The following is a 26,438-nucleotide window of genomic DNA, read 5'->3' as shown; positions in this document are numbered from 1 at the left end:
CTCTCTTGACACCGACTGAACACGTGTTTAGTCTGCTGTACATGCGTTCAGTCTCCGACGACATCACGGCTCGCGCCCGCATCCGCGACACCGCCATCGCCGCCTTCGCCCGCGATGGCTACGACGCCGCGAGCCTGCGCGCGATCGCCAGGGAGGCCGGTGTCAGCCCGGCTCTGATCGTGCATCACTTCGGCGACAAGAACGCCCTCCGCAGCGAGTGCGACGACTACGTGGTCGGCGTCTTCATCGACGAGGAGCACGACCTCATCGTCGCGCCGACCCGCGACCGCATCCGCACCGCCCTCAACGACCTCGAGCGATACGGCCCCTACATCGACTACCTCGCGAGGATGCTCGTCGACGGTTCGGCTGCTTCCGATCGACTGTTCGACAGCTTCCTCTCCCACACCCGCGCCGTGCTCGCCGAACAGCGCGACGCCGGGATGCTCGAACCGATGAGCGACCCCGAGATGACGACTCTGCTGCTGACCCTGATCGGCCTCGGACCCGTCGTGATGCGCGCCCAGATCGCCCGCACCCTCGGAATGGACCAGCTGAGCCCCGCTGGGCTCCTGCGCACCACGCTGCCGACGCTGGAGCTGCTCACCCACGGCATCTATTCGACGACCGCGCTGCTCGACGGTGCGCGAGACGCACTCGCGGCTGAGGGGAACACCTCGGGAGGAGACGCATCATGACCGACACGATCGAGATCGACCGTCTGCAGAAGCGCTACGGCAGTCGCATCGCGCTGCACGAGCTCGACCTGCACGTGCGACCAGGCACCGTCTTCGGACTCATCGGCCCCAACGGCGCCGGCAAGACGACGACGCTGCGCACACTCGTCGACGTCATCCGCCCGTCATCAGGCTCGGTGCGCGTGCTCGGTGAAGACCCCCGCCACGGCGGCGCCGCGCTGCGACGGCGCATCGGCTACGTTCCGGGCGAGCTGCACCTCGAAGGGCGATCGAGCGGACACCGGATGCTGTCGTTCTACGCCCAGGTCTCCGGATCCCGCGATGCAACCGCGACTCTCCGCACCGGCCGCGAGCTGGCCGACCGACTCGGGGTCGACCTGTCGCGACCCGTGCGCACCCTGTCGAAGGGCAACAAGCAGAAGGTCGGGCTGATCCAGGCGTTCATGCACCGACCCGAGCTGCTCATCCTCGACGAGCCCACCAGCGGCCTCGATCCACTGGTGCAGCGCGAGTTCCTGCAGATGGTCCGCGAGGCGAAGAGCGCCGGGCAGACCGTGCTGCTGAGTTCGCACGTGCTCAACGAGATCCAGCAGACCGCAGACGAGGTCGCCGTGCTCGCGAACGGGCGGGTCGTCGCCGACGGCGATGTCGCCTCGCTGCGCCTGGGGTCGATCCGCCGCGTGCGAGCCGAGATCTCGACGACGGATGCCGCGGCCGCCCGCGCCGACTTCGATCGCGTGCCCGGTCTCGGCGGAGTCGAGGTGCATGACTCCGACGGCATCCTGAGCATCTCCGGCACCGTGGACGGCGCGATCGATCCGTTCATCAAGGTGCTCGCCCGCTTCGAGGTGCGCGACCTGACCGTGGAGGAACCAGACCTCGAGGAGTCCGTGCTGCGGCTCTACGGCGCCTCTGCCGCGAACGCCGGCGCTGCCACGAGCGAGGCGGCCCGCACGAACGAGCCGCCGACGAGACGCGCCCGCCGGGGCAGGGAGGGCCGGCGATGAACGGCATCCTGCCGGTGTTCCGGCGCAACCTGCGCGAGTCGTGGCGCAGCCTCCTCTGGTGGACCATCGGCATCGCCGCCGTGCTGTTCCTCTATCTGCCGCTGTATTCGAGTCTCGGCGGCGACGGTCAGCTCGAGGCGATGATCTCTTCGCTGCCGAAGGAGCTCGTCGACACGCTCGGATACGACCAGATCTCGACGGGTGCCGGATACGCGCAGAGCACGTTCTTCGGCCTGATCGGCTTTCTGCTGCTGACGATCGCGGCGGTGATCTGGGGGTCCGCGGCCATCGCCGGCGCCGAAGAGAGCGGACGAGCAGAGCTCGATCTCGCGCACGGCATCGGCCGCGGTCAGTATGCACTCGAGTCCGCTCTGGCCGTGCTCGTCAGGCTGCTGTGGCTCGGCGCCTTCGCGGGCCTCGTCGTCTGGGCGCTGAACGGCCCCTCCGAACTCGGCATCGACGACCGCAACATCGTGGGAGCGAGCGCTGCGCTCACGGGTCTCGCGTTCCTCACGGCATCCGCCGCCCTGCTCGCCGGCGCCGCGACCGGTCGCCGCATCTGGGCGACCGGGGTCGGCGCGGGCATCGCCGTGCTGGGCTACATCCTGCAGGCGCTGGCGAAGCAGTCGAAGGACCTCGAGTGGCTGAACGCCCTCTCCCCCCACGCGTGGGTCTACCAGCGACCGCCGCTCTCCGAGGGCGTCGACCTCGGCGGGCTCGCCCTCACCTGGGGCCTCGCGATCGTGTTCGTCGTCGCCTCGGTCTTCGCGTTGCGCGCTCGCGACCTCCGCGGCTGACCCCGTTCGCGTCTACTGCCCCGCCCGACCTCCCCGCCCCCCACCCACTGCCCCTGGCGTGGTCAAAAACGCACCCGAATCGGCGACTTCGGGTGCTTTTTCGACCGCGGGCGCGCCGCAGACGGAAGAGACCGTTGACACGATCCAGGTTCAGTGGTTACCTAGTCGAGTAACTAACCCATCAACCACAGCGGAGGACTCGTGATCGAAGAAGGCAAGCCGCTCTTCCTCCAGATCGCCGAGCAGATCGAGGACTCGATCCTCGACGGCTCACTCTCGGAGGAATCGCAGGCGCCCTCGACCAACGAGCTCGCCGGCTTCTACCGGATCAACCCCGCGACAGCAGCCAAGGGAGTCGCCATGCTCACCGACAAGGGAGTGCTGTACAAGCGCCGCGGCATCGGCATGTTCGTCGCCGCCGGGGCGAAGGATCTGCTCCTCGGCGAGCGCCGCGCCGCATTCGCCGACCGCTACATCGACCCGCTCCTCGCCGAGGCCCGCACGCTGGGGCTCGGCGCCGAAGACCTCGCCGCCCTGCTCCGCGAGCGGGCAGCGCAGGCAGCCCAGACATCGCAGACACCCCAGACAGAAGGGAAGACCCCCGCATGACCGCCGTCATCGAGGTGCAGAACCTCACGAAGCACTACAAGGAGAAGAACGCACTCGACAACGTGTCGCTCACCCTCGAGGGCGGCGCGATCTATGGACTGCTCGGCCGCAACGGGGCGGGCAAGACCACGCTCATGTCGATCCTGACCGCGCAGAACTTCGAGTCGTCGGGCACCGTGCGCGTCTTCGGCGAGCACCCCTACGAGAACACGCACGTCCTCAACCGCATCTGCTTCGTGCGCGAGAGCCAGAAGTACCCCGACGACGCATACCCGCGTCACGCGTTCAAGGCTGCGAGCCTGTTCTTCCGCAACTGGAGCCAGGAACTCGCCGACGAGCTCATCGAGCAGTTCCAGCTGCCGATGAAGCAGACGATCAAGAAGCTCTCGCGCGGCCAGCTCTCGGCCGTCGGGGTCATCATCGGTCTCGCCTCGCGCGCCGAGCTGACCTTCTTCGACGAGCCCTACCTTGGTCTCGACGCGGTCGCCAGACAGATCTTCTACGACCGTCTGCTCGAGGACTACGCCGAGCACCCACGAACCATCGTCCTCTCGTCGCACCTGATCGACGAGGTGTCGAACCTCATCGAGAAGGTCATCGTGATCGACAACGGGCAGATCCTGCTCGACGAAGACACGGATGCCGTGCGCGACCGCGCCGTCACCGTGGTCGGCGACGCCGCCAAGGTCGACGCCTGGGCATCCGGCCGCGAGGTTCTGCACCGGGAGGCCCTCGGCCGAGTCGCCTCCGTCACCGTGCTCGGGGCGCTGTCCGCCGCCGACCGCGCCGAGGTCACGGCATCCGGTCTCGATCTCGCTCCGGTGTCGCTGCAGCAGCTGATCGTGCGTCTCACCCAGAAGGCCGAGGCGGGCTCTGCCACCAGAGCCTCAGCCGCGAAAGAGGAGGTCCGCTGATGCGACGCACACTCAACGTCATCCGCCTGCAGCTGATCAACCGGCAGACGTTCATCTGGGTGCCGCTGATCATCCTCGGCTCCGCGGTGGTCATCTCGATACTCATCTACGCGATGATCCCGACCGAGGGCCCGAAGTACGGCGGCGGCGGCCAGGCTCCGCTCTGGTACTTCTTCGCCATCGGCCTCTCGGCGATGACACTGACCTTCCCGTTCTCGCAGGCGATGAGCATCACCCGGCGCGACTTCTTCTTCGGGACCATGCTCACGGCGATCCTGGGCAGCGCGTTCCTGGGGATCGTGTTCCTGATCGGCGGGGGCATCGAGACGCTGACGAACGGATACGGCATCAACGGCTACGTGTTCTACCTGCCGTGGCTGTGGGAGGCGGGTCCGCTCGGGGCGTTCACCGTGTACTTCACCCTCGCCCTCTTCCTGTTCGTCGTCGGCTTCACCGGGGCGACGATCTACAAGAGCTGGGGCCCCACCGTTCTCACCATCGCGGGCGTCGGTCTGGGCCTCATCCTCGTGGGACTCGCCTTCCTCGCCACGAGACTCGAGCTGTGGGATGAGGTGTGGCGGGGGATCCTCGACGCCGGCGCGCTCGGACTCGCACTGTGGGGCCTCGTCGCGACCGCGGTGCTCGCGGGCATATCGTTCCTCGCCTTCCGCAGGGCCATCCCCTGATCACCCGGTGATCACTCGGCGCCGGTCGCTCCTCACGGGGCGGCCGGCGTCGTCGCGTTCCGACCGCTACCCGCCCTCACCGCCAGATGCAACCAGGTGCGAGGACGGATGCCGAACGGCTAGCGTCATCCCTTCGGGGAGGATGACGAGAGGATGCCGTGACGAACATCAGAACACGAGTGCGCGCGCGCCGCCCTGGCATCGTGCGCTCGCTGCGCGAGGCGGTCGACCCCGCCCGGCTGCTGCTCGTCACCAAGACCGCACTGGCGGTCGGACTCGCGTGGCTGATCGCCCCTCACACGCCCGGAGTCACCGACGAGTACCCGTACTACGCGCCGCTCGGCGCGCTCGTCACCATGTACCCGACGCTGATGGGGTCGGTGCGATCGGGCCTGCAGACCCTGCTCGGACTCGCCACCGGCATCGGACTCGCCGCGATCGTCGTGCTGACCGTCGGGCCGACGTGGTGGTCGATCCCGGCCGTGGTCGGCGTCGGCGTGCTGGTCTCGGGCACCGGCTGGTTCGGCGTCGGCCGAGAGTACGTGCCGATGGCCGCGCTGTTCGTGCTGATCGTCGGCGGCCAGAACGCCGACGAGTACTCGCTCGGCTACCTCGTGCAGATGGGGGTCGGAGTGGTCGTCGGCCTCATCGTGAACCTGGTGATCGCCCCCGCGCCGCTCACTCTCGCCGCCGCGGCCAAGGTCGACGCCTTCCGCACGCAGCTGAGCGAGCACCTGCACGACATCGGATCGGCCGTCTCGGAATCCTGGCCCCCGGAGCACGAGAAGTGGGCCGACGATGCGTCGTCACTCGCCGACACGACGTCAGAGCTTCGCACCGCGCTGTCTGACGCCGACGACAGCCGGCGAGGCAACCCACGCGCGTTCGGGCGCCGCGGAGAGACGCAGCACATCCACGCCGAACTCGCGCGCCTCGATCGCATCGCCCACCTGATCCGCGACATCTCCGACGAGACCGCCGACACCATCTGGGATCGCCCTGGCGCGCTCGAGCTGGATGCGGCGCTGCCCGAACCGCTCTCGGCCGCGTGCCACGCCGTCGCCGAGGTCATCGTGCAGCAGGATCCGCTCACGCCCGCAGATCACCGCGCTCGCGGGGAGGCTGCCCGTGCTATCAGGCTGCTGCTCGCGACCGTCGACGACCGCACGATCGATGTGCGGCGCTCGATGGGCCCCGGCGTGCTCGCGGCCATGCAGCTGCGCCGCATCCTCATCCTCAGCGGCCATCGGGAGCCGGAAGAGACAGCGGAGGACGAGGCCGCGACGGAGCCGGAGGGCGCGTAGCGGTCAGATCGTGTCGTCGGCGGCGACGAGATCGATCTGCCAGAAGCGGCCTTCAGGATCGTCATCGTCATGCGCGGCTTCAGCCTCGGCCACCGCCTTGTCGAAGATCTCCATGACCGCCGTGAACTCGGCCTCGGTGAGCCGGGTGGTCCGCTGCTGGAACACGGCGTGGATGCCCGAGGCTCGACCTCCGTAGTACTCGGGCGACCACGCGATCACACGCTGGAGAAGGTCCTGGTGCTCGGTGGCCACGGCTCGCACGACGGCGTCGCCGAGCTCCTCGTCGGCCACCGGGTGGTCGGGGTCGCCCACGCTCATCGCACCCTTCACCGGCGCCCAGACGCGGTCTCGACGATCTCGCGCGTGCTCCGGAGCCTCGACGATGAGGCCCGCATCAGCGAGGGTGCGCAGGTGGAAGCTGACGCTGTTCGCGGCGACCTCGAGCTCGGCGGCGATGTCGGCCGCGCGCATGTGGTGGCGTCGGGCGAGCAGGCGAAGGATCTTTCGCCGCAGTGGATGCGTGTAGGCCTTGAGCATGGCCGTCGTCATCCATACGGGATCTTCACCGTGAATGCCGTCGCCCATGCTCAGATCCTACTCGCACGAGTCATTGCGCAAGAGTAGTTGCGCAAGTCTTCTTGCGGAACTACTCTCTAGAGCATGACGACGACCGTGACCGCACCACACCGGCTCTGGCGGAACGCCCGGTATCTGACCTGGCTCGTGAGCGACACGAGCAAGGGTCTCGCGGCGACGCTGTTCGCCTTCGCGATCCCCCTGCTCGCCCTGGTGGTCACCGATGACCCCGCTCAAGCGGGAATCATCGGCGGTGCGGGCATGGTCGCGCGCCTGATCCTCACGCTCGCCGGCGGCATCCTGGCCGATCGGCACCGGCGCATCGTCCTCATGCTCATCGGCTCGCTGATCGGCATCCTGCTGGCGGGGGCCTTCACACTGCTGGCTCTCGCCGACGCTCTCGCCTTCGGCACCCTGCTCGCGGCGAACGTGCTGCTGGCCGCGCGCAGCGGTCTCTTCGACGTCGCCGGTGAGAGCGCGATCAAGGAGATCGTGCCCGACGACGCGATGGGCAGGGCTCAGGCGGCGAACCAGGGGCGGGATGCCGCGCTGCAGCTGGCCGGCGGCCCTCTGGGCGGACTGCTTCTCGGCGTGGGCGGCTGGCTGGTCGGCGCCGTCATGACTCTCTGCCACGCCGTCGCCGCGGTGACGGCATGGATGCTGCAGCGAGAGGCGCGCCGCGCCGGAATCACCGACACGGGGGCGGAGGCCGATGCAGATGCCGAGCCGCCGTCCGGAGAGCATCCGAACAGCGACGGGCGTATCGCCGCGGGGCTCGCCGCGGATCCGGCAGACGGTCTGGGCCTCCCCCCAGACACCGCATCGGATGCCGGTGCGCGAGGCAAGACCAGCGCATGGGCAGAGCTCCGCGAGGGCTTCGCCTGGTTGTTCTCCCGACCAGACCTGGGCGGCGTGCTCCTCATCATCACGATCATCAACCTCGGCTTCAACGCCGCGATCACGACTGTCATGTACGCACTCCAGCAGGCCGGCTACTCCGAGCTCCTGATCGGCTCGCTGGGCGCTGGCGTGGGTGCGGTCATGCTCGTCGGGGCGATCGTCGCCCCGATGCTCGTGCCGCGCATCCGCACGGGAGTCCTCGCCATCGCGGGTCTCTCCGGGGGCGCGATCGGCTCGATCCTGCTCTCGACGGTCACCGAACCGTGGGCGATCGTCGTCGTGCTCGGCGCCTCGGTGCTGCTGCTTCCCGCCCTCAACGCGGGGATGATGGGCTACTTCATGGTCGCGACGCCGACACAGCTGCTCGGACGGGCGAACAGTGCCGCGGGCGTTCTCGGCATGGGCGCGCTGCCGCTCGCGCCGCTGATCGCGGGCTTCGGCCTCACCTGGATCGGCCGCGAATGGACGATCCTCGTGTGCGCGGCGCTCTGCATCGTCGCCGTCGCCCTCGCGCTCGGCAACCGCGCGCTGCGCGCCCTGCCGGTCGAGGCGCGCTGGGCCGAGCACGCGAAGCAGTACGAGAACGCCTGAGCCGTACGTTCGCGCCGCCTGCCGCGTCGTCGGCTCTCGCGGTGGTTCACGTCGACGATCGGGAGTTCTCGAGCTTCGCGACACGCAATGAAAGGAACAGCGACAGGCTCCCGAGCAGAAGCTGGGCGATGATCACGGAAGCATCGATGCTGATGAAGGTGATGACGTCTTGGCTGACAGTGAGTGCGTGCCAGAACCGTGCGAAGAGAGCCGCTGCGATGAGCGCCGGAACATAGCGCCACAGGCCGGGCAGAGCTCCCCGCCATGCGATGACGATCACGGAGACGATCAGGAGCCCTGAGCCCAGGACAGGCGCCACGATCAAACCGTACGCAAGAGGTTCGGAGAGTGGGAGCCGCAGAAAGTCGAACCACCCGGCGTACGCGTGGCAGATACCGAAGCCGATCAGGGCGATCCTGCCCACGATGCTCTTGCCCACCACGCTGCCGCCGCCGCGCACCCCCACCGCGAACACGATCAGAGCCGCAAGCACGAGGCTCGGTATGAGTGCACCGGGAAGGTAGGTGACTCGATACTGCCAGGGCAACAGCGGGTAGACCGCGAAATGGGCTGCCTGACTCAGAGCGGCAGCGAGCAACAGCGCCCCTCCCCACAGCAGCGTCCGATTGGGCAACGACCCTCGGCTCTCCCGAGAATCCCGGCGCCCCGCCCCATTCTCACTCGTCGCACTTCGCATCAGGCCCCCCAGCTCCATCGCGGGGCCAGCGCCCCCCCGGCGTCCTCACCCTACGTCCACCATTTTTGGTCCGCCACACCACGCTGGCCGATGTCGGCGCCTCTGCGTAGGATCGGCGGCACGCGCACACGCCCTGGCACGCACACGAACTGAGGAGACGACGATGTCCGCCATGCAGATCACCGAGAAGCCACTCCCCTACGTCCGCCTCGCGGCACTGACCGAGACCGTCGCCTCGCAGCCCGAGGTCGCGGCCGTCGTGGGTCCGCTGTTCGACCAGGTGGCCGGCGTTCTGCGCGATGCGGGGGCAGCGCCGGGACTCCCCGTCGCCGAGTACGACATGAACAAGCACGGGGTGCGCATCACGGTCGGGTTCGTCTACGACGGCCCCGCCGTCGACGGGATCGTCATCGTCGAGCTGCCGGCCGTCGAGGCGGCGTTCACCGCCACGCACCTCGGCACCATGGCGACCATCGACGACAGCTGGCATGCGCTGAACGAGGCGATCAGCAACGGCGGCGTCGCCGCCGTCGGTGCGTGCCGAGAGGTCTATCTGCGGTCGGAATCCGAAGATCAGGCCGACTGGATCACCGAGCTGCAGCAGCCGGTCACCCGCTCCTGACCGCCTTCGGGCTGACCAGGGCGCTGACCCTCAGAGCGCTCCGGCGAGCCCCGCGATGCCGACGATCACCGAGATCAGTGCGAGCACCAGGGCGATCGCGATCAGCACGGCATGCACCTTCAAGAACGTCGTGGCCTTGCCGTCGGCATCCCGAGCCCGGGGGTCCGTCGCGACGCGCTTGTAGAAACGGGGCCACACCAGCACGTTGAAGGCGGCGTTGAGGAACAGGACGACAGCGAGAGCGATCACCTCCCCACGCTAACGCCTCGGAAAAAATACCGAGTCCATGTATCAGCAGGCTCTTGCCGTGCTCCTGACTGGTGTGATCACAATGGGACTCATGATCGACGGGGCACCCGACGGCGCCGGCCTCGATCCTGCACCGGACGACGGTGCGGCTCGCTGGAGGCGAGCCGCCGAGTTCTTCGACGCTTGGCGAGACGGCGACAGCCGCGCGATGGACGACCTCGTGCGGCTGATGACTCCTGTGCTCTGGCATGTCGTGCGGGCCTACGGACTCGAGCGCACCCTCGCCGAAGACGTCATCCAGACGACGTGGCTGCAACTGGTTCGGGGGCACCGCGCCATCACCGATCCGAAGGCGGTCTCAGCCTGGCTCACCACCACCGCACGCCGCGAGGCCTGGCGGGCCGGCAAAGCGCACAACAGGGTCGACACCACGGAGTCGGATGCTCTCGACGCGCTGCTTCCTGAGCAGCAGTCGGCCGAGCATCACGCCACCGTCGGAGAGGAGAATCGCCGGCTGTGGGCTGCGGTGCATCGCCTCGCCGACCGGTGCCAGCGCCTGCTGAGGGTGATCGCCTTCGAGGACCGACCCGACTACGCCCGCCTCGCCGCCGACCTCGCGATGCCGGTCGGCAGCATCGGCCCCACCCGCCAGCGTTGCCTCGCGAAGCTGCGCGACCTGCTCGACGCACCGACACCACGAACGGAGGGCGGCCCATGAGCGAGAACGATGGCGCCAACGGCGGCGACAACCACGAAGATGCCGAGCTGTTCGCGCAGCTGCGTTCACTCTGGCGCGACGTCGACCCGATGCCCGCCGCCCTGATCGATCGCATGATCGCGGCCGTCGCGGCCGAGGGCCTGTCGGAGGAGTACGCGCTGCTCACCCTCGTCGACGAACCGCTCGGTGCCGTGCGCGGCGACGCCGACGCTTTGACCCTGCAGTTCAGCGACGGCACCACCAGCATCCTGCTCCACGTCACCCGCACCGCGACCGGCGCACACCGCGTCGACGGCTGGGTCGACTCGACATCAGGTGGGATCGAACTCGCGCAGGGCGAGCGCATCCGCACGACGACGGCCAACGACACAGGTCGCTTCGTGTTCGACGACGTCCCGGACGGACTGACTCTCGTGCGTCTCAGCACCACGGTCGGCGATCAGGAACGAATCGTGTCGACCCCGCAGTTCGAGTTGTGATCCACCGCGGGGCGACCCGCGCACGATGCGGGGTGACCCGCGCAGACCACCGCTGGGCGACTCCCGCACCTCGCAGGATCCTCCTCACGGGACGCGGGGCATCCCGCACACATTGCGGGTGATCCCGCACAGGACGCGGGTCCGCCCGCACAGGACGCGGGTCCGCCCGCGAGGAGAGGACCGACGATGGAGCAGCCCAAGGGGTGGAGCTGGCAGGACAGAGCTGAGGGATCGATCAGACGCGGCACGGCACTCGATCCGTCGGTCGAGCCCGTCGACGGCGTCAGGGCGTTTCCCACGGCCTACCTGCAGGAGCGTCTGCTGATCACGCAGGATCAGGAGAACGGCCAGGAGGAATACGACCAGGAGATCCACGAGCTGCGCGAAGCGGCCGGGTCGTTCGGCTGGAACCTCGAGATCGAATCGCCGGATGCTGTCCGCGCCGCCGGTCCGCTGGTTCCCGGGGTGCCCGGCTTCGTCCGCGCCCGCCTCACCACCCCCGATGAGCCGACCCGCGGCGAGTCTCCGGTGCCGCCCGACGCCTGGCGCGTCCTGCAGCGCGCACGCCGCAGCTCCGGCACGCCGATGCCGAGGACCAGCCTCGAGCACGTGCTGTCGATCGACCCTGTCGGCCTCAATCCGTTCAGCCGCACGAATCCCTTCAGCCGCACCAACCCGTTCAGCCGCACCAACCCGGTGCGCGGCGCGGGCGGAGGCGCCGGCGGCAGCGACGACTACCTCGAGCCGGGGCGCGGCGCGCGCCAACCGGTGACCTGGCTCGGGCCGGCACCGCGACGCACCGCCACTCCGAAGCGCGGCCGCCGCCCCGTGGTGGCGGTGCTCGACACCGGATGCGGAGTGCACGACTGGCTGCCGGACGACATCGTCACCCGGCACATCGAGATCGACGGCGTGCCGATCGGCCTCACCGACGACGCCGACCCCGAGCGCTATCCCGACCTCTACGGGCAGCTCGACGGCGAGATCGACGCGGTCGCCGGGCACGGCACGTTCATCGCGGGAATCATCCGCCAGACGGCACCGGATGCCGACATCCTCTCGATCCGCATGGCCGGCGCGCTCGGCGTGATCGACGAGAGCACCTTCCTGACCACGGTCGCCCAGGTCGTCGAACTGCTGCGGCGACACCGCGAGGACCCCTCGACGGGGCATCCGATCGACGTCCTCAACCTGTCCCTCGGGTACTACCACGAGACGCCGACGGATGGCCTCTTCAGCAGGACGCTGCACGCCCTGTTGACGAAGGCGCGGGAGCTCGGGTGCGTGGTGGTCTGCTCGGCGGGCAACGACGCCATCGACCGGCCGTCGTTCCCGGCATCCCTCTGGCCGTGGCCCGGAGCCGACAACGGCATCCCTCGCGACAAGGACGCCCCGCACGTGTCGGTCGGAGCCCTCAACCCGTCGGGCAGGTCGGTCGCGCTGTTCTCGAACGTCGGCCCGTGGGTGCAGGTGTACGCGCCCGGGGCCGCCGTGGTCAGCACGTCACCCGCCTTCGTCGGTGGCGAGCAGGCGACCACCAGGGCAGATGTCGACGGCCTGCGCCGAGAGACGATCGACCCCGACGACTACCGCGGGGGCTTCTCGATCTGGAGCGGCACGTCGTTCGCGGCGCCGTACGTCGCAGGGCGCATCGCCGCTCAGCTGGGTTCGGTGCCCGCGCAGGGCGTCACTGCAGATGCCGCGGCCAAGGCCGTAGCCGCGGTGCTGAAGACGCTGCCGTCGCCGGTGACGGGCGGGTAGCCGGGCCGTTCGGCTGAGGATCCCCCGGATGGCTGCCCGCACAGGGCCGGTTCGGCGGCCATCCGTGCATCGACCAGCCATCCGGACTCAGAAAGCCGGATGCGGCCGCAAGCCTTCCCTGAGACGCGACATACCGCCATTCTGGTGAAGTGCCACTGTCTGCTACCGAGCTGCATCAGCGCGGCGTCGACGCAGCCAACTCCCGACGGTTCGCGCAGGCGCGGCGTGCGCTGACGACCGCGTCCGCGCGCACCGACGACGCCGATCTGCGCGCGCGCATCGACGGGACCATGGCCTACGTCCTCGCTCAGACGGGGCAGCCGGCGGAGGCCGAGCGCCTGTCGCGCGCAGCGCTGTCTCGACCGGGGCTGAGCGAAGAGACTGTCGCCCTCGCGAACGGGCAGTTGGGCACCCTGCTCATGCACGGCGGACGCCTCGATGAGGCCGACCTCTTTCTCACGAAGGCGATCGACGGCCTCGACGAGGGCTCGATCGAGAGCGCGAACTGCCTGATGAGCCGGTCGATCGTCAGCATGCAGCGGCACCGACTCGACGACTGCTCGGCCGACCTGCAGCGAGCCATCGCCGCCTATGAGGCCCACGGGGCAGACGCACCGCTCGCCGAAGCCCGCCACAACCTCGGCTACGCCGCGCTGCTCGGAGGCGACCTCGTCACAGCGCTCGGGCTGATGACCCGATCGCGGCCGATCCTCGCCGCCACGAGCGACCTCGCCGCAGCGATCAGCGACCTCGACCGCGCCGAGGTGCTGCGCGACGCCGGTCTCACCACAGAGGCCGAGGAACTGCTCGGCACGGTCGCGGTGCGGTTCGGAGCACAGCGGATGCGACAGGCCCGCGGCGAGGCAGAGTTCCACCTCGCCCGGTCGCTGCTGCGGCACGACGCCGCCTCTGCCGAGCGTGCCGCCGCGACCGCATCCCGCCGCTTCGCCGCGCTGGGAAGCGAGAGCTGGGCAGCGCGTGCCGAGGCGGTGCGACTGGAAGCCCGACTGCTCGCCCACCCGAAGGCCACGCCGAATGGCGAGGACTTCGCACGCACCGCCGCGGCGCTCGCCCGCGGAGGATTCCGCACCGAGGCCACTGCCCTGTCTCTCACGGCACGCCTCGCTGACGGAGGGCGACTGCCACGGCTCACCCGCGATGCCCCGACTCCCCTGCGCCTGCGCGAGCACGAGGTCCGTGCGGTGCGCGCGGCGTCTGCAGGCAAGGATGCCGATGCCCGCCGTGCCGCCGCCGCCGGCCTCGATCTGCTCACCGCGTGGCAGCAGTCGTTCGGCGCGCTCGACCTGCAGGCGTCCGTCGCGATGCACGGCACCGAGCTGATGTTCACCGGACTCGCCGCTGCCGCACGATCACGCGACCCCGAGGTGCTGTTCGAGTGGTCCGAGCGCGCCAGGCATCTGAGCCAGCAGGTCGCTCCCGTTCGCCCACCGCACGACGAGGAGCTGTCGGCCGACCTGGCCGAACTGCGCATGCTGCGCGCCGACCTCGCGGGGTCGGACTGGACGACCGATGCCCGGGTGCGCGAGCTGCGGGATCGGGTTCGCGACCGGCAGTGGTCGTCGACCGGAGTCGGCGGAAGCCACGAACGCCTCGGGCTGCGCGAGACCAGGGCCCGGCTCGACGATGACACGGCGATCCTCGCGTACGTCTTCTCGCGTGACGAACTGCTCTGCGTCGTGGTGACGGCATCCGCGTCGTCGATCGTCGAGCTGTCGCTGCCGCGCATCGAGGCTGCGCTCGACGGTCTCCGCGCCGACCTCGACGTCGCAGCGCTCACCCATGGCGGGCCGATGGCGCCGGTCGTTCAGCGATCTCTCGACGAGAGGCTGCGCCGACTCGACGAGGCCCTCCTCGCGCCCGCCCGCGCGGCCGCGGGAGGGGCCGCCCGTCTCACGCTGACGGTTCCCGGCATCCTCGGCGGCATCCCCTGGGCGATGCTCCCCGGCATGCGCGGAACGCCGTTCACGATCGCGACCTCGGTGTCGCGCTGGCTCGGTGGGTCGCCTCGACGTCCCGATTCCACGTCGACATCTGGCCTCGCCGACGCCTCGCAGATGGCGCCTCGACGCGCGGACGGGCCCTCCACACCGGCCCAGACGGCGGGGTTCGCGACCGGCCCTCGGGTCGCGCGCGCCGAAGAGGAGGTGCGCCGCGCCGCCGGAGCGTGGCGCGACGCGCGGATGCTGACCGGTGAGCGCGCGCGGGTGTCGGCCGTCACCGAGCTCGCCGAGCAGGTCGACGTGCTGCACATCGCCGCCCACGGTCGTCACGCGGTCGACAACCCGCTGTTCTCGGGGTTCGAGCTCCACGACGGCACACTGTTCGGCTACGACGTCGACCTGATCTCGCGGGCGCCGGCCACCGTGGTGCTCTCGGCCTGCGAGCTGGGCCGCTCGTCGGTGCGCTGGGGCGAGGAGGCATTGGGCATGACGAGGGTCTGGCTGCACGCCGGCACCGGCTGCGTCATCGCCGCACCGGTGGTGGTGGCAGACGACATCGCCTGCGAGCTGCTCGGCGCCGTGCACGTCGAGTTGGCGGCCGGTGCGCCCCCGGCCGTCGCGCTGGCGGCCGCAGCCGAATCCACCGGACTCCGTGCACCGTTCCAGTGCCACGGAAGCGGTCTCTGAATCTTTTCTCCACTCGATGTATCAGAACATCGGTGGCCCGCTCCTTATCTCCAGAAGGTGCCGGCGAAGGGCTTCGGAAACGAAGCGCGAGGGAGGCGCAGTCGAACTGGGGAAACCCTCGTGCACTGGGGAGTGTGAGGGAACGACAGGTCACCATCTACTCCGGGGGTGCCGCGAGAGGGGTCGCGGCACCCCCACCAGGAGTCTGCACGGTTCTCGGCTTGTCAGACTCGTGTCCGCGTGCGAAGGTCGCGGGCAGTCGGCAGGTCAGGCCGTCAGGACCTCGTAGCCCGCGTCGCGGAACGCGGCGAGCGCCGCGGCATCCGCCCCGTCGTCGGTCAGGAGAACGGGGAACAGCTCCGAGCCGCCGACGGCCGCGAACGCCACCGTGCCGATCTTGCTGCTGTCGGTGACGACCACAGCGCGGCGGGCTCGCTCGGCCATCATGCGGTTCACCGCGGCTTCGCGCTCGTCCTGCGTGGTGGCTCCGGCCGTGGCATCCATGCCGTTGACTCCGATGAAGGCGATGTCGAGCCGCACCCCCCTCAGCAGCTGCTCGACGAACGGGCCCACCAGCTCATAGCTGCGCGAATGGATCACCCCGCCGGTGACGACGACCTTGATGTCGGGCCGGGTCGCGAGCTGGGCGGCGATGTTCACGGCGTTGGTGACGACCGTGATGCCCGGCCCTGCCGCGAGATCGTCGCGAGCGGCGAGCGCTGCGGCGATGGCCGTGGTCGTGGTTCCGCCCGACAGGCCGACGACCATGCCCGGTGCGACGAGCGCGGCGGCCGCCAGGGCGATGCTCTCCTTCTCGTGCGCGCGCTGGTGGCTCTTGTAGCGGATCGGCAGCTCGTAGGCGACCGAGTGCGCGACAGCCCCGCCGTGCGTGCGGGTGAGCAGACGCTGCTCGGCGAGCGAGTCGAGATCGCGACGGGTGGTGGCGGCCGAGGCGCCGAAGCGCTCGACGAGCTCGTCGACGTTCACCTCGCCGTCCTCGGCCAGCAGGTCGAGGATCGCATTCAGGCGGGCGGCGCGCTTCATGTCACCATCCTGCCCGTGTTCACGCTGGTCGCCCCGCAACTCCGGCGGACTCGAGCGCGAACAGCCGCAGCATCCGCGCGGCTTCGTCTGCGAGCGCCTCGCGCGCCGGCGAGAGGTACTTGCGCGAGTCGACGAGCTTCTCATCGGCGTCGAGCGTCGAGCGGATCGCCCGGGTGAAGAAGCCGTTCAGATGCGTCGAGACGTTGATCTTGGTCATGCCCGCGCGCACGGCGTCGGCGATCACTGCATCCGCGACGCCCGACGACCCGTGCAGCACGAGCGGCACGGCCTGCTCGTCACGACCGCTGCGCTCGAGCGCCTCGCGCAGTCGTCCGATCAGCTCGAGGTCGAGGGATGCCGTGCGATCGGTCATCGCATGCGACGAACCGACCGCCACGGCGAGCGCGTCGACGCCGGTCGCCGCCACGAATGCGCGGGCCTCATCGGGATCGGTGCGCACACCGGGGGCGTGGGCTCCGTCCTTGCCGCCGACCTCGCCCAGCTCGCCCTCGATGTAGACGCCTGCCGCATGCGCCCGCTCGGCGACGGCCGCGGTGATGGCCACGTTGTCGTCGTAGGGCAGTGCTCCGCCGTCGAACATGACCGAGCCGAATCCGAGGGCGATCGCCTCATCGACGAGCTCGGGGCGCTCGGCGTGATCGAGGTGCACCGCGACCGGCGTCTGCGCGCGTCTCGCCACCGCGAGAGTCGCCAGCGCGATCGGCTCGAGACCGCCGTGATAGTCGGCGCAGTTCTGCGAGATCTGCAGGATCACGGGCAGGCGCGCTGCCTCGGAGGCGCGCACGAGTCCCTCGGCCGTCTCGAGGTGGATCACGTTGAACGCGCCGATGCCGGTGCCGCGTGCCGCGGCATCCGTCACCAGTTCGCGGGCGGAGACCAGGGTCACAGAGGGTCCTCTCGAACGGTGGGGTCATAGGGGGCGACGACCAGGCGCTGCTCGAGCGCCGGCCAGTCGTCGGAGATCTCGCCGGCGAGCGGCATGAGCACGGCGGCAGCCGACCAGGCGGTCGCGCGACGCAGGATCGTCTCCGGATCACGGATGCCGTCGGCATAGAGCACCGCGCACGCGGCCACTCCGGCATCACCGGCGCCGGTGGGGTTGCCCGCGAGCGGAGCGTCGAGACGAGCGTGCAGCACCTCGGATGCCGTGACCGCGAGCATTCCGTCGGCACCGAGCGACAGCAGCACGAGGTCGACGCCCCGCTCGATCAGCGAGCGTGCGCCCTCGACCGGGTCGGTGATGCCGGTCGCCTCGATGAGCTCGGCGGCATTGGGCTTGAGGACGGATGCTCCGGCATCCGCCGCGTGCAGGAGAGCCGGCCCCGAGGTGTCGACGATCACCGGCACACCGGCGTCTCGCGCCGTGCCGATGAGCAGCGGAAGCAGCGTCTCAGGTGCCCCGGGCGGAAGGCTGCCCGAGATGACCAGCACCTGTGCGCCGGGGAGGGCGTCGACGACCTCGCCGAGCAGCGTCGCCCACTCGGGATCGGACGGGTTCACGCCCCGTTCGTTGACGATCGTCGTGTCTCCGAGCGCCTCGTCGACCAGGGCGATGCTCTGCCGAGTCGGTCCCACCACAGGCACGAGCCGGTGGCGCACCCCACTCGCTCCGAGCTCGGCGGCGAGCTCGACGCCGCTGCGACCTCCGGCCGTCGACACCGCGAGCACCGAGGCGCCCTGCGCGTGCGCGACCCTGGCGACGTTGAGGCCCTTGCCGCCGGCGCGCACGGCGCCGGCATCGGCTCTGTGCGTCTCGCCGAGGGTCAGTCGGTCGACGTGCCAGGTGAGGTCGAGGGCCGGGTTCGGAGTGACGGTGAGGATCATTCGAGCTCCCTCGCGCGCAGCGCCGCGCCCAGGATGCCGGCGTTGCCCGACAGCTCGGCCGGTACGAGCTCGGGAAGTCGATGGAAGCTCAGGCGTTCGGCGAGCCGGGCACGCAGCTCGTCGAAGAGCGCCCCACCGGCGCGCGAGAGTCCGCCGCCGATCACGATGGCCTCGGGGGCGACGACGGCGGTGAGCTGGGCGAGCGACAGGGTGAGGGCGTCGAGCGCCGAGTTCCAGATCTCGGATGCGACGCGGTCGCCGGCCGCGGCACGGGCGATCACGTCCTTCGCGCCACCGGGGTTGATGCCGGTCGCATCGCGGTAGCGACGAGCGATGGCACCTGCCGACGCGACCGCCTCGAGGCAGCCCCTCGCACCGCACGCGCACACCGGTCCATCGGCGATCGGCGAGTGGCCGATCTCACCCGCATAGCCGCCCGCGGTGTAGGGCTCTCCGCCCACGAGCAGTGCACCCGCGATGCCGGTGCCGATCACGAGCACCACCGAGTTCGAGTACGCGCGCGCTCCACCGAGACGATGCTCGGCCCAGCTCGCCGCCCGCACGTCGTGATCGAAGGCGACGGGCAGGCCGAGCTTCGCCGAGGCGAGATCGCGCAGCGGAGAATCGTGCCAGCCGAGGTTGCTCGCGAAGACGCCGAGCCCGGCCTCCGCGTCGACGATCCCCGGCACCACGAGCCCTGCGGCCTGCGGAACGACGTCAGGGTGGTCTGCCCGCAGCTCGGCGGCGAGCACCCCGAGTCGCTCGATCAGCACCTCGGTGCGGTCGCCGTCGGCCACAGGGGTCGGCGTGCGACGAAGGCCGAGCGCCGTGCCGTCTGCGTCGAACAGCGCCGATTTGATGTCGGTGCCGCCCACGTCGAAGGCCAGCACCGGAGCGCCGCTGCCCAGGGGACGCGCGGCGGCGAGCTTCTCGCCGGACGCGTCGCTCACGACGTCGGCGATGCTCGCGGCATCCTCAGGGCTGGTCATCGAACTCTCCGCGGGTGGATCGGGTCATGCATCCAGGATGACGGATCGCGTGAGGTTGCGAGGCTGATCGGGGTCGAGACCCTTGGCGACAGCGCGGTCGAGGGCGACGCGGTGCAGGCGCACGAGGTCGGCGAGCGGGTCGATCGGATGCTGCACGAAACGCGCCCCCGTGGCCTCGACCTGCGCGGCCAGACCCTCGGGCGCCTCGCCGAACTGCCAGGTCACGCGGCCGGGTGCGGCGATCGCGATCGGACCGTGGCGGTACTCCATCGACGGGTAGGATTCGGTCCACGACTGCGACGACTCGCGCATCTTCAGAGCGGCCTCGTGTGCGAGACCGACGGTCCACCCGCGGCCGAGGAACGAGTACTGCTCGGCATCGCGCAGCTCGTCGTCGTCCTCTGCCGCGAGCACGGCGGCGGCATCGTCGATCGCACCCGTGAGGTCTTCACCGAGCGAGGCGCGGAACAGCGCCAGAGCGGTGGTCGCGAAGCGCGTCTGCACGACCGACTTCTCGTCGGCGAACGGCAGCAGCACCGCTTCGTCCACCAGCGAGACGAGCGGCGAGGTCTCGTCGCCGATCACGCCGATCGTGGGCACTCGGCCCTTGATGCGCTCGACCAGTTCGAGCACCTCGGTCGTCGTGCCCGAGCGCGTCAGTGCGACGACGGCATCGTAGCCGCGGTCGACGAACGACTCGGAGGCCGCGAACGCGTCGGTCTCGCCCTGCCCTGCGGTCTCGCGCAGGAACGCATAGGACTGCGCCATGAACCACGACGTTCCGCAGCCGACGACCGCGATGCGGGCTCCGGATGCCGGCAGCAGCGCCTGCATGTCGCGGAGTTCGACCGCGCGGGCCCACGTCTCGGGCTGCGAGTTCAGTTCTTCGCGCATGTGTGCGCCGGGCAGAAGTTCGGTCATGTCGGGCCCTCCGGACCAGATGTTGCAAGTTTGTGATCGTTTAAGTGCTGATTCGATCATAGTATTTCGACACGAGGAAATCCTGCAAGGTTCCTCTTGATTTGTTTATTCTCCTGACAAATAATCGAACAAGTTCCACCGCCCCTCCGCAGATCCGGTCCACGGAGGGTTCCTCGAGCCGACCCGGCTTGAACCGATCGCCCAGCCACCGGCGAAGGCGATCACACGCACCGTCGCGTGAGTTGTGCTTGCGACTGTGCACCACCTACACAGTGAGGAATGCAATACACATGAAGAAGTCACTGCGATTCGGTGCCGTCGCCCTGGCGGCGACCGCCACGCTCACGCTCGCTTCGTGCGGGTTCGGCGGCTCGACAGGAGGCGGCGGAGACGCCGAGGGCGAGACGACGCTCAACCTTCTGGTGCCCAGCTACTCCGACGCCACCAAGGGTCTGTGGGAAGACGTGATCGACGGGTTCGAGAAGGAGAACCCCGACATCAAGGTCGACCTCGAGGTGCAGTCGTGGGACAACCTCGAGAAGGTCGTCTCCACCAAGATCCAGGCCGGCGAGGCGCCCGACATCTACAACGGCGGACCCTTCGCCGGATTCGTCGGCGACGAGCTGCTCTACCCGGTCGAGGACGTGGTCTCGGAGGAGACCTACTCCGACTTCCAGGACGCGTTCCTCGCGAACGCCGAGGTCGACGGCACCGCCTACGCCCTGCCGCTGATCGCATCGGCCCGCGCCCTGTTCGTCAACAACGCGCTGCTCGAGCAGGCGGGCGTCGAGGCTCCGACCACCTGGGACGAGCTGCTCGATGCCGCGACCAAGGTGTCGGCACTCGGCGGCGGCGTAGCCGGTTACGGCATGCCGCTCGGCTCCGAAGAGGCTCAGGCCGAAGCGGCCGTGTGGCTGTGGGGCGGCGGCGGATCGTTCGGCGATGCCTCTGAGATCACGATCGACACCCCCGAGAACCTCGCAGGTGCCGAGCAGATCAAGAAGATGATCGACGCGGGCGCCACTCAGGCAGACCCCGGTTCGACCCAGCGCTCGCCCCTGATGGACATCTTCATCCAGGGCAAGATCGGCATGCAAGTCGGCCTGCCGCCGACAGTCGGCCAGATCGAAGAGGGCAACCCCGAGCTCGACTACTCGATCGTCCCGATCCCGACCGAAGACGGCTCTCCGTTCACGCTCGGCGTCATGGACCAGCTGATGGCGTTCCAGAACGACGGCGACAAGCAGGAGGCGATCACCGCCTTCTTCGACTACTACTACTCGGCCGACGTGTACGTGCCGTGGGTTCAGGCCGAGGGCTTCCTGCCCGTCACCAAGTCGGGTGCCGAGCAGCTCGCCGGCGAGGAGGCGCTCAAGCCCTTCCTCGACGTGCTGCCCGACGCGCAGTTCTACCCGTCGACGAACCCGAAGTGGTCGGCGACCGACGGAGCCTTCAAGGCGCTGTTCGGCCAGCTGCAGTCGAAGCCGGCCCAGGACGTCCTGGCCGAAATCCAGGCGCAGGTCGACGCGGGCTGAGTCCCGCTGACCCTGCCCACATCAAGCGACGGAGAGGTTCGGGAATTCCCATGAGCCAGACGAAAGAATCCTCGAACCTCGCGGGGGCGGCCACCGGCCGCCCCCGCACCCCGGGACGCCGCACGGGCGCGACCCGCGGCCGGCCGGGCGGCAAGGACCTGGTCCAGGCGCTGCCGTGGATCGCCCCGGCCCTGCTGCTCATCTTCGGCGTGGTGCTGTTCCCCGCCGGGGTGATGTTCTTCAACTCCACCCGTGACATCTCGCTGTCGGGCCTCGACAAGGGCTCGGTCGGCTTCGACAACTTCGTGACGGTGTTCACGTTCGCGGAGTTCTGGCCGATCATCTTCCGCACCATCATCTGGGTCGTGGCGGTCGTGACCTTCACGGTGATGATCTCGCTCGGACTCGCCCAGATCCTCAACAAGGCCTTCCCCGGTCGGCAGATCGTGCGCATGGCCGTCATCGTGCCGTGGGCGGCATCCGTCGTGATGACGACGATGGTGTTCTACTACAGCCTCGAGCCGTACTTCGGGGTCTTCAACAAGTTCCTCTACGACATCGGGCTGTCTGACGACGCGGTCGGCTACGGCTGGACCAAGAACCCGGCCACCGCGTTCGCGTGGTCGATCGTGATCGCGATCTTCGTGTCCCTGCCGTTCACGACCTACACGATCCTCGCAGGACTCCAGACGGTTCCGGCCGACACCCTCGAGGCCGCGAAGATGGACGGCGCCGGTCCCACGCGCACCTACTGGACGGTCGTCGTCCCGCAGCTGCGCAGCGCCCTCGCGGTCGCGATCCTCATCAACATCATCAACGTGTTCAACTCGCTGCCGATCCTCAAGGTGATGACCGGGTCGATCCCGGGCTACGGGGCAGACACGATCATGACGATGATCTTCAAGTACATCGAGCTGCAGAAGAAGGTCGACGTCGCCAGCGCGCTGTCGGTCGTCGCCTTCCTCATCGTGATCGTGATCGTCGCGATCTACGTCAAGGCCGTCAAGCCCATGAAGGAGGTCTGATCATGACTCTGACCGAGACCGCCCTCGTCACGACCGCAGGCGACGACGCCGCACCCCGCATCCCCGGGCGCAAGCGCCGGTACACCGAAGACCAGGTCACGCTGCCTCGCGTCATCCTGCGCATGGCCGCCGGCATCCTGGTGCTCGCGATCTTCGTGCTGCCGTACCTGATCATGTTCTTCGGCTCGGTCAAGACGAAGTCGCAGATCCGCTCGGTCGATCCGACGTACCTGCCGATCGAGTGGCACTGGGAGAACTACATCTCGATGTGGTCGACCCCCGAGACGCCGCTCCCCTACAACCTGATCTCGACGATCATCATCGCCGTCTTCGCGACGCTGCTGGTGCTGCTGGTGTCGCTGCCGGCCGCGTACTACACGGCACGGTTCAAGTTCCCCGGGCGCATGGTCTTCCTGTTCCTGGTGATCGTGACGCAGATGCTGCAGCCGGCCGTGCTCACCTCCGGCCTCTTCCGCCAGTTCACGGTGCTCGGACTCGGCGACACGTGGGCCGCGATGATCTTCATCAACGCCGCGTTCAACCTGTCGTTCGCGGTGTGGATCATGCACTCGTTCTTCGCCGGCATCCCGAAGGAGATCGACGAGGCCGCTCAGATCGACGGCGCCGGACGCTTCACCGTGCTGTTCAAGATCAACCTGCCGCTGGTCTGGCCCGGAATCGTGACCGCGATCGTCTTCACGTTCGTCGCCTGCTGGAACGAGTTCGCGGCATCGCTCGTGATCCTCTCTACCGACAAGAATCAGCCGCTGTCCGTCGCGCTCACCAAGTTCGTCGGTCAGTACGAGACCAGCTGGCAGTACGTGTTCGGCGTCTCGATCGTCGCGATCCTGCCGGTCGTCATCCTGTTCATGCTCATCGAGAAGCGCCTCGTCGGCGGCCTCACCGCCGGCAGCGTCAAGTAGAACCAGCCCGCGATCACCCGGACGCCAGACGAGATCTCGGCACGCGGGCTGGGTGTACCAGCCCGCGTTCACAATTCAGCATGAGATCGATGGATCCGCGCGACCTCGGTCGCAAACCGGCGTATCGACACCGTTCATGCTGAATTGTGAACGGCGGGGGCGCTGGTCCGCTCGTCAGGTGCTCGGAGCGGAGGAGCGCCGTCTAGTGTGGTGACGCAGGGGGGCAACATGACATGGCAGGATGCTGGACGAGTTGATCGACGACCGTCAGGCGACGCGCACCCGGGGTGGGGGTGGGGCGTGGTGCTCGTTCCGGCAGCGGTCGGACTCGCAGCGCTCGGGCTGTTCTTCATCCGATCGCTCGACCCCGGGATGGGCACCCTGATCGGCGTCGCCCTCATCGCCTGGGCGGTGTCCCTCGCGATGCCCTTCTTCGTGATCGCCTGGTACGCGGCGCAGGCAGCGTGGAAGGCGCCTCGCGAGCAGCGCGGACAGAGCTTCGCCGCGCCATCGCACGCGCTGCGGCGCATCGGGTTCGGCATGCGCTGGAGCTTCCGCGCGCGCGGCTCGCTCTTCAACCCGGCGTCGTACGACGGACCGGACCTCCCGATGCTCGTCGTCGGCAAGATCGTCCACTACCTCGCGATCGCGATCCTGGTGATGGCCGGGCTGGTGGCCGCACTGGTCGGGATCGCTTCGCCGCGCTGAGCGGGCATCGCGTCCGCAGCGGCCGCAGGAGAGAGCGCTGAGGTTCAGTCGCGAACAGCGGATGCTGCGCGCAGCTGCGCCGGACTCCAGCGCACGCCCAAAGCGCTCGAGAGTGCCACCTGTGCGACACCCGTCGAGATCGACGCGTCCGAGTCGGCGTATCGCACCGGCACGTTCGTGGTGCCGGTCGCCGTGTAGTCGACTTCCGCCTGCACGAGTGGCAGGAACCGGTCGCCCAACGCTCGCGCGGGCCCGCCGATCACGACCTCGGCCGCATCGAGCACCGCGGCGATGAGCTTGATGGTGCGGGCGAGCGCCCGTGCTCCTTCAGCCAGGCGCTCGTCGCCGGCGGCCGCGGCGAGCGCCGCGATGGCCTCGTCGTCCATGGCGTCATTGAAGTCATCACCGAGCATCGCCGTCATCGACGATGCCGACTCCAGGCACCCCTGCCGTCCGCATCGGCACGTCCGCGCCTCTTCGCCGAACTCCACCTGGACGTGCCCGATCTCGCCCGCACGGTCGCGAGGACCGGGAGCGAGCTCTCCGTCGAGAGTCACCGCCGCACCGATACCGGTGCCGATGTGGATGAACAGTCGATACCCCGACGACTCGTCCTCCCTGGCGGCTTCGGCGATCGCCTCGGCATCCACGTCGTTGACGAGCAGCACGGGAATCCCGAGCACTGCTTCGAAGCGCTCGGCGAGCGGCACATCCGTCCATCCCAGCTGCACGCTCTCGAACACGCGCCGTCCGTCGGTCGTGCCAGGCAGCTGCACTCCCGCCACGAGCAGCCGACCGGAGTACTCGGCCGCGACGTCGGATACGGCGTCGTCCAGCATCCGATCACGCGACTCTTCGGAGAACGCGACTCTGCGCGTCTCGACCTCGGTGCCGTCGAGCGCGACCAGCGCGATGCGCGCATCGGTCGGCCTGATCACCAGAACGAGGATGACGTGATGCTCGGCTGCGATGCTCAGGGTCGTCGCACGCTTGCCGCCCGTGCTGGCGGCCTGCTCGCCGTCGACGATCAGCTGCAGATCGATGAGCTCCGCCACCAGAGACGAGGCGGTTGCGGCGGTGAGTCCGGTGGCGCGGGCGATCCCTGCCCTCGTCTCCGAGCCGGGGTTGCGGAACACGAGCTGCAGCGCACGACGCAGATTCGCGCGGCGAACCGACGCCTGCGTGTCCAGTGCGTCGTCGCCGTTCAGCATGGTGCCGGTCCCGTTGTCGGAATTGGTTGACAGACCTGGTGGTTCTGCGTACCCTCAGTCATAGTTTATTCAATAAACTTAGTTCGGTCCCCGGGCGGGTGAGTGCTGCACACACTGTCACTCGCCCGGAAGGCCGGATCATCGCCCCTCGGCGGCTTCGGTGTGATGGCGGATGACTTCGGCCACCACGAAGTTGAACCACTTCTCGGCGAACTCCGGGTCGAGATGCGCGTCCTCGGCCAGTGCCTTGAGACGGGCGACCTGCTGCTCTTCGCGCCCTGGATCCGATGCCGGCATCTCGTGCTCGGCTTTGAGCTGCCCGACCTGCTGCGTGGCGCGGAAGCGCTCGGCGAGCATGAAGATGAGTGCGGCATCGATGTTGTCGATGCTCGAGCGCAGTCGGAGGAGTTCAGCCCGGGGGTCTTCGGCGGCGGTCATGCCCCCTACTCTACGGAAACACGGGGCTGGACGACCCTTCGTGACCATGCGGATACTGCCGGGTCTGGCACCGATCGGACGCTATCGTGAGCACATGAGCCGAGAAGAGCACGAACCGTCCTCGAAGGGGTCCGCTGCCGCATCCGACCCGTCCGCGGACTCCGCGCGGGCGTCCGCGCGCGAGGCCTCGACGACCGACGCATCCGCCGACGCCTCTGCGTCCACGAGCTCAGCCGCGTCAGGGGCCACCGCCGTCGCCGCCACCGCCCCGCACGACCCGACGACATCGCCCGCTCCTCGTCACGGGGTCGTCGAGCCGATGACGCCGAGCCGGTCGTTCTGGACGCGCATCGACCGCCCCTTCGTGTTCGGGTTCCTGGTGACGCTCGGCGCCCTCGGTGCCATCGTGCTCGGCCTGGCAGTCGCGAACCTGTCGACCGTGCTCATCTACATCGCACTCGCCATGTTCGCCGCGCTCGGACTCGACCCCACCGTGCGGTTCCTCGAGCGACGGGGGCTGTCGCGGGCGATCTCGGTGGTCGT

At 69.0% G+C, this 26,438-nt stretch carries 28 protein-coding genes; 18 read left to right on the top strand and 10 right to left on the bottom strand.

Annotated features, from left to right (window positions below; genetic code table 11):
• The first annotated feature begins 41 nt into the window (after positions 1-41).
• From RU09_RS13060 to RU09_RS13030, 7 genes are all read left to right on the top strand, one after another.
• On the top strand, positions 42-698 hold the full coding sequence (locus tag RU09_RS13060) for a TetR/AcrR family transcriptional regulator (RefSeq protein ID WP_052492974.1): 657 nt from the start codon (positions 42-44) through the stop codon (positions 696-698).
• The gene (locus RU09_RS13055; protein WP_082041130.1) at positions 695-1,705 is read left to right on the top strand and encodes an ABC transporter ATP-binding protein; all 1,011 of its coding nucleotides are present in this window, start codon (positions 695-697) and stop codon (positions 1,703-1,705) included. The genes RU09_RS13060 and RU09_RS13055 overlap by 4 nt, the downstream gene beginning before the upstream one ends.
• Positions 1,702-2,502, top strand: a complete 801-nt coding sequence (locus RU09_RS13050; RefSeq protein ID WP_042541225.1) for an ABC transporter permease subunit — start codon at positions 1,702-1,704, stop codon at positions 2,500-2,502. Before RU09_RS13055 ends, RU09_RS13050 begins: the two co-directional genes overlap by 4 nt.
• A 201-nt stretch (positions 2,503-2,703) precedes the next feature.
• Positions 2,704-3,111: a GntR family transcriptional regulator gene (locus tag RU09_RS13045; protein ID WP_042541223.1), complete on the top strand. Its 408-nt coding sequence runs from the start codon at positions 2,704-2,706 to the stop codon at positions 3,109-3,111.
• Positions 3,108-4,025 (top strand): ABC transporter ATP-binding protein, encoded by a 918-nt coding sequence (locus tag RU09_RS13040; protein ID WP_042541221.1) that lies wholly within the window; start codon positions 3,108-3,110, stop codon positions 4,023-4,025. The genes RU09_RS13045 and RU09_RS13040 overlap by 4 nt, the downstream gene beginning before the upstream one ends.
• Positions 4,025-4,711 carry a hypothetical protein gene (locus RU09_RS13035; protein ID WP_042541219.1) on the top strand — a complete coding sequence of 229 codons (687 nt, stop codon included), beginning with the start codon at positions 4,025-4,027 and terminating at the stop codon, positions 4,709-4,711. Before RU09_RS13040 ends, RU09_RS13035 begins: the two co-directional genes overlap by 1 nt.
• Positions 4,712-4,869: 158 nt before the next feature.
• A complete protein-coding gene (locus tag RU09_RS13030) occupies positions 4,870-6,015 on the top strand; it encodes an FUSC family protein (protein ID WP_052492973.1) in 1,146 nt (381 codons plus the stop codon).
• Positions 6,016-6,018: 3 nt separating this feature from the next.
• Here the strand turns inward: RU09_RS13030 and RU09_RS13025 are convergent, their stop codons facing one another.
• The gene (locus RU09_RS13025; RefSeq protein ID WP_052492972.1) at positions 6,019-6,600 is read right to left on the bottom strand and encodes a helix-turn-helix domain-containing protein; all 582 of its coding nucleotides are present in this window, start codon (positions 6,598-6,600) and stop codon (positions 6,019-6,021) included.
• A 75-nt stretch (positions 6,601-6,675) separates the two neighbouring features.
• On the opposite strand from RU09_RS13025, the gene RU09_RS13020 reads away from it, so the two are divergent.
• Positions 6,676-8,082 carry an MFS transporter gene (locus tag RU09_RS13020; protein WP_042541217.1) on the top strand — a complete coding sequence of 469 codons (1,407 nt, stop codon included), beginning with the start codon at positions 6,676-6,678 and terminating at the stop codon, positions 8,080-8,082.
• A 46-nt stretch (positions 8,083-8,128) separates the two neighbouring features.
• Here the strand turns inward: RU09_RS13020 and RU09_RS13015 are convergent, their stop codons facing one another.
• Positions 8,129-8,716: a hypothetical protein gene (locus RU09_RS13015; protein ID WP_156145931.1), complete on the bottom strand. Its 588-nt coding sequence runs from the start codon at positions 8,714-8,716 to the stop codon at positions 8,129-8,131.
• Between the two features lie 226 nt (positions 8,717-8,942).
• Here RU09_RS13015 and RU09_RS13010 point away from each other — a divergent pair, with 226 nt between their 5' ends.
• A complete protein-coding gene (locus RU09_RS13010) occupies positions 8,943-9,401 on the top strand; it encodes a GyrI-like domain-containing protein (RefSeq protein WP_052492971.1) in 459 nt (152 codons plus the stop codon).
• A gap of 30 nt (positions 9,402-9,431) precedes the next feature.
• Here RU09_RS13010 and RU09_RS13005 read toward each other — a convergent pair whose 3' ends face one another.
• A complete protein-coding gene (locus RU09_RS13005) occupies positions 9,432-9,650 on the bottom strand; it encodes an SCO4848 family membrane protein (protein ID WP_042541213.1) in 219 nt (72 codons plus the stop codon).
• Between the two features lie 91 nt (positions 9,651-9,741).
• Between RU09_RS13005 and RU09_RS13000 the strand changes: the two genes are divergently transcribed.
• From RU09_RS13000 to RU09_RS12985, 4 genes are all read left to right on the top strand, one after another.
• Positions 9,742-10,368, top strand: a complete 627-nt coding sequence (locus RU09_RS13000; RefSeq protein WP_231567584.1) for an RNA polymerase sigma factor — start codon at positions 9,742-9,744, stop codon at positions 10,366-10,368.
• Entirely contained in the window at positions 10,365-10,847 is a 483-nt protein-coding gene (locus tag RU09_RS12995) for a hypothetical protein (RefSeq protein ID WP_042541211.1), read from the top strand. The genes RU09_RS13000 and RU09_RS12995 overlap by 4 nt, the downstream gene beginning before the upstream one ends.
• A 186-nt stretch (positions 10,848-11,033) precedes the next feature.
• A complete protein-coding gene (locus RU09_RS12990; RefSeq protein WP_042541209.1) occupies positions 11,034-12,608 on the top strand; it encodes a S8 family peptidase in 1,575 nt (524 codons plus the stop codon).
• Between the two features lie 149 nt (positions 12,609-12,757).
• Positions 12,758-15,256: a CHAT domain-containing protein gene (locus RU09_RS12985; RefSeq protein ID WP_082041129.1), complete on the top strand. Its 2,499-nt coding sequence runs from the start codon at positions 12,758-12,760 to the stop codon at positions 15,254-15,256.
• A 267-nt stretch (positions 15,257-15,523) separates the two neighbouring features.
• Here the strand turns inward: RU09_RS12985 and RU09_RS12980 are convergent, their stop codons facing one another.
• From RU09_RS12980 to RU09_RS12960, 5 genes are read right to left on the bottom strand one after another with little or no spacing between them, the layout of a single operon-like run.
• Positions 15,524-16,300: a DeoR/GlpR family DNA-binding transcription regulator gene (locus RU09_RS12980; RefSeq protein ID WP_042541208.1), complete on the bottom strand. Its 777-nt coding sequence runs from the start codon at positions 16,298-16,300 to the stop codon at positions 15,524-15,526.
• 19 nt (positions 16,301-16,319) lie between these two features.
• Positions 16,320-17,207 carry a class II fructose-bisphosphate aldolase gene (locus RU09_RS12975; RefSeq protein WP_042541206.1) on the bottom strand — a complete coding sequence of 296 codons (888 nt, stop codon included), beginning with the start codon at positions 17,205-17,207 and terminating at the stop codon, positions 16,320-16,322.
• The gene (locus tag RU09_RS12970; RefSeq protein ID WP_042541204.1) at positions 17,204-18,145 is read right to left on the bottom strand and encodes a 1-phosphofructokinase family hexose kinase; all 942 of its coding nucleotides are present in this window, start codon (positions 18,143-18,145) and stop codon (positions 17,204-17,206) included. The genes RU09_RS12975 and RU09_RS12970 overlap by 4 nt, the downstream gene beginning before the upstream one ends.
• Complete coding sequence (locus RU09_RS12965) at positions 18,142-19,134, bottom strand: ROK family protein (RefSeq protein ID WP_082041128.1); 993 nt, start codon at positions 19,132-19,134, stop codon at positions 18,142-18,144. Before RU09_RS12965 ends, RU09_RS12970 begins: the two co-directional genes overlap by 4 nt.
• Positions 19,135-19,158: 24 nt before the next feature.
• A complete protein-coding gene (locus RU09_RS12960) occupies positions 19,159-20,055 on the bottom strand; it encodes an SIS domain-containing protein (RefSeq protein ID WP_042541202.1) in 897 nt (298 codons plus the stop codon).
• A gap of 290 nt (positions 20,056-20,345) precedes the next feature.
• Here RU09_RS12960 and RU09_RS12955 point away from each other — a divergent pair, with 290 nt between their 5' ends.
• The 4 genes from RU09_RS12955 (at position 20,346) to RU09_RS12940 (ending at position 24,246) form a co-directional block, all read left to right on the top strand.
• Complete coding sequence (locus RU09_RS12955; protein WP_042541200.1) at positions 20,346-21,590, top strand: extracellular solute-binding protein; 1,245 nt, start codon at positions 20,346-20,348, stop codon at positions 21,588-21,590.
• A gap of 50 nt (positions 21,591-21,640) precedes the next feature.
• Entirely contained in the window at positions 21,641-22,615 is a 975-nt protein-coding gene (locus RU09_RS12950; RefSeq protein WP_042541198.1) for a carbohydrate ABC transporter permease, read from the top strand.
• Positions 22,616-22,617: 2 nt separating this feature from the next.
• Positions 22,618-23,538 carry a carbohydrate ABC transporter permease gene (locus RU09_RS12945; RefSeq protein WP_194285985.1) on the top strand — a complete coding sequence of 307 codons (921 nt, stop codon included), beginning with the start codon at positions 22,618-22,620 and terminating at the stop codon, positions 23,536-23,538.
• A gap of 228 nt (positions 23,539-23,766) precedes the next feature.
• Positions 23,767-24,246 (top strand): hypothetical protein, encoded by a 480-nt coding sequence (locus tag RU09_RS12940; RefSeq protein WP_156145930.1) that lies wholly within the window; start codon positions 23,767-23,769, stop codon positions 24,244-24,246.
• A gap of 44 nt (positions 24,247-24,290) precedes the next feature.
• Here the strand turns inward: RU09_RS12940 and RU09_RS12935 are convergent, their stop codons facing one another.
• Positions 24,291-25,457, bottom strand: coding sequence for an ROK family protein (locus RU09_RS12935; RefSeq protein ID WP_042541194.1), 1,167 nt, complete (start codon positions 25,455-25,457; stop codon positions 24,291-24,293).
• Positions 25,458-25,595: 138 nt separating this feature from the next.
• On the bottom strand, positions 25,596-25,895 hold the full coding sequence (locus RU09_RS12930) for a chorismate mutase (RefSeq protein WP_042541193.1): 300 nt from the start codon (positions 25,893-25,895) through the stop codon (positions 25,596-25,598).
• Between the two features lie 94 nt (positions 25,896-25,989).
• Here RU09_RS12930 and RU09_RS18960 point away from each other — a divergent pair.
• On the top strand, positions 25,990-26,438 hold a 449-nt coding region (locus tag RU09_RS18960), incomplete at its 3' end, for an AI-2E family transporter (RefSeq protein WP_442922307.1).

Source organism: Microbacterium sp. MEJ108Y (assembly GCF_000834175.1).
In the GTDB taxonomy this organism is placed as follows: Bacteria; Actinomycetota; Actinomycetes; order Actinomycetales; family Microbacteriaceae; genus Microbacterium; species Microbacterium forte.
This window is presented reverse-complemented; position numbering and strand designations above follow the sequence as displayed.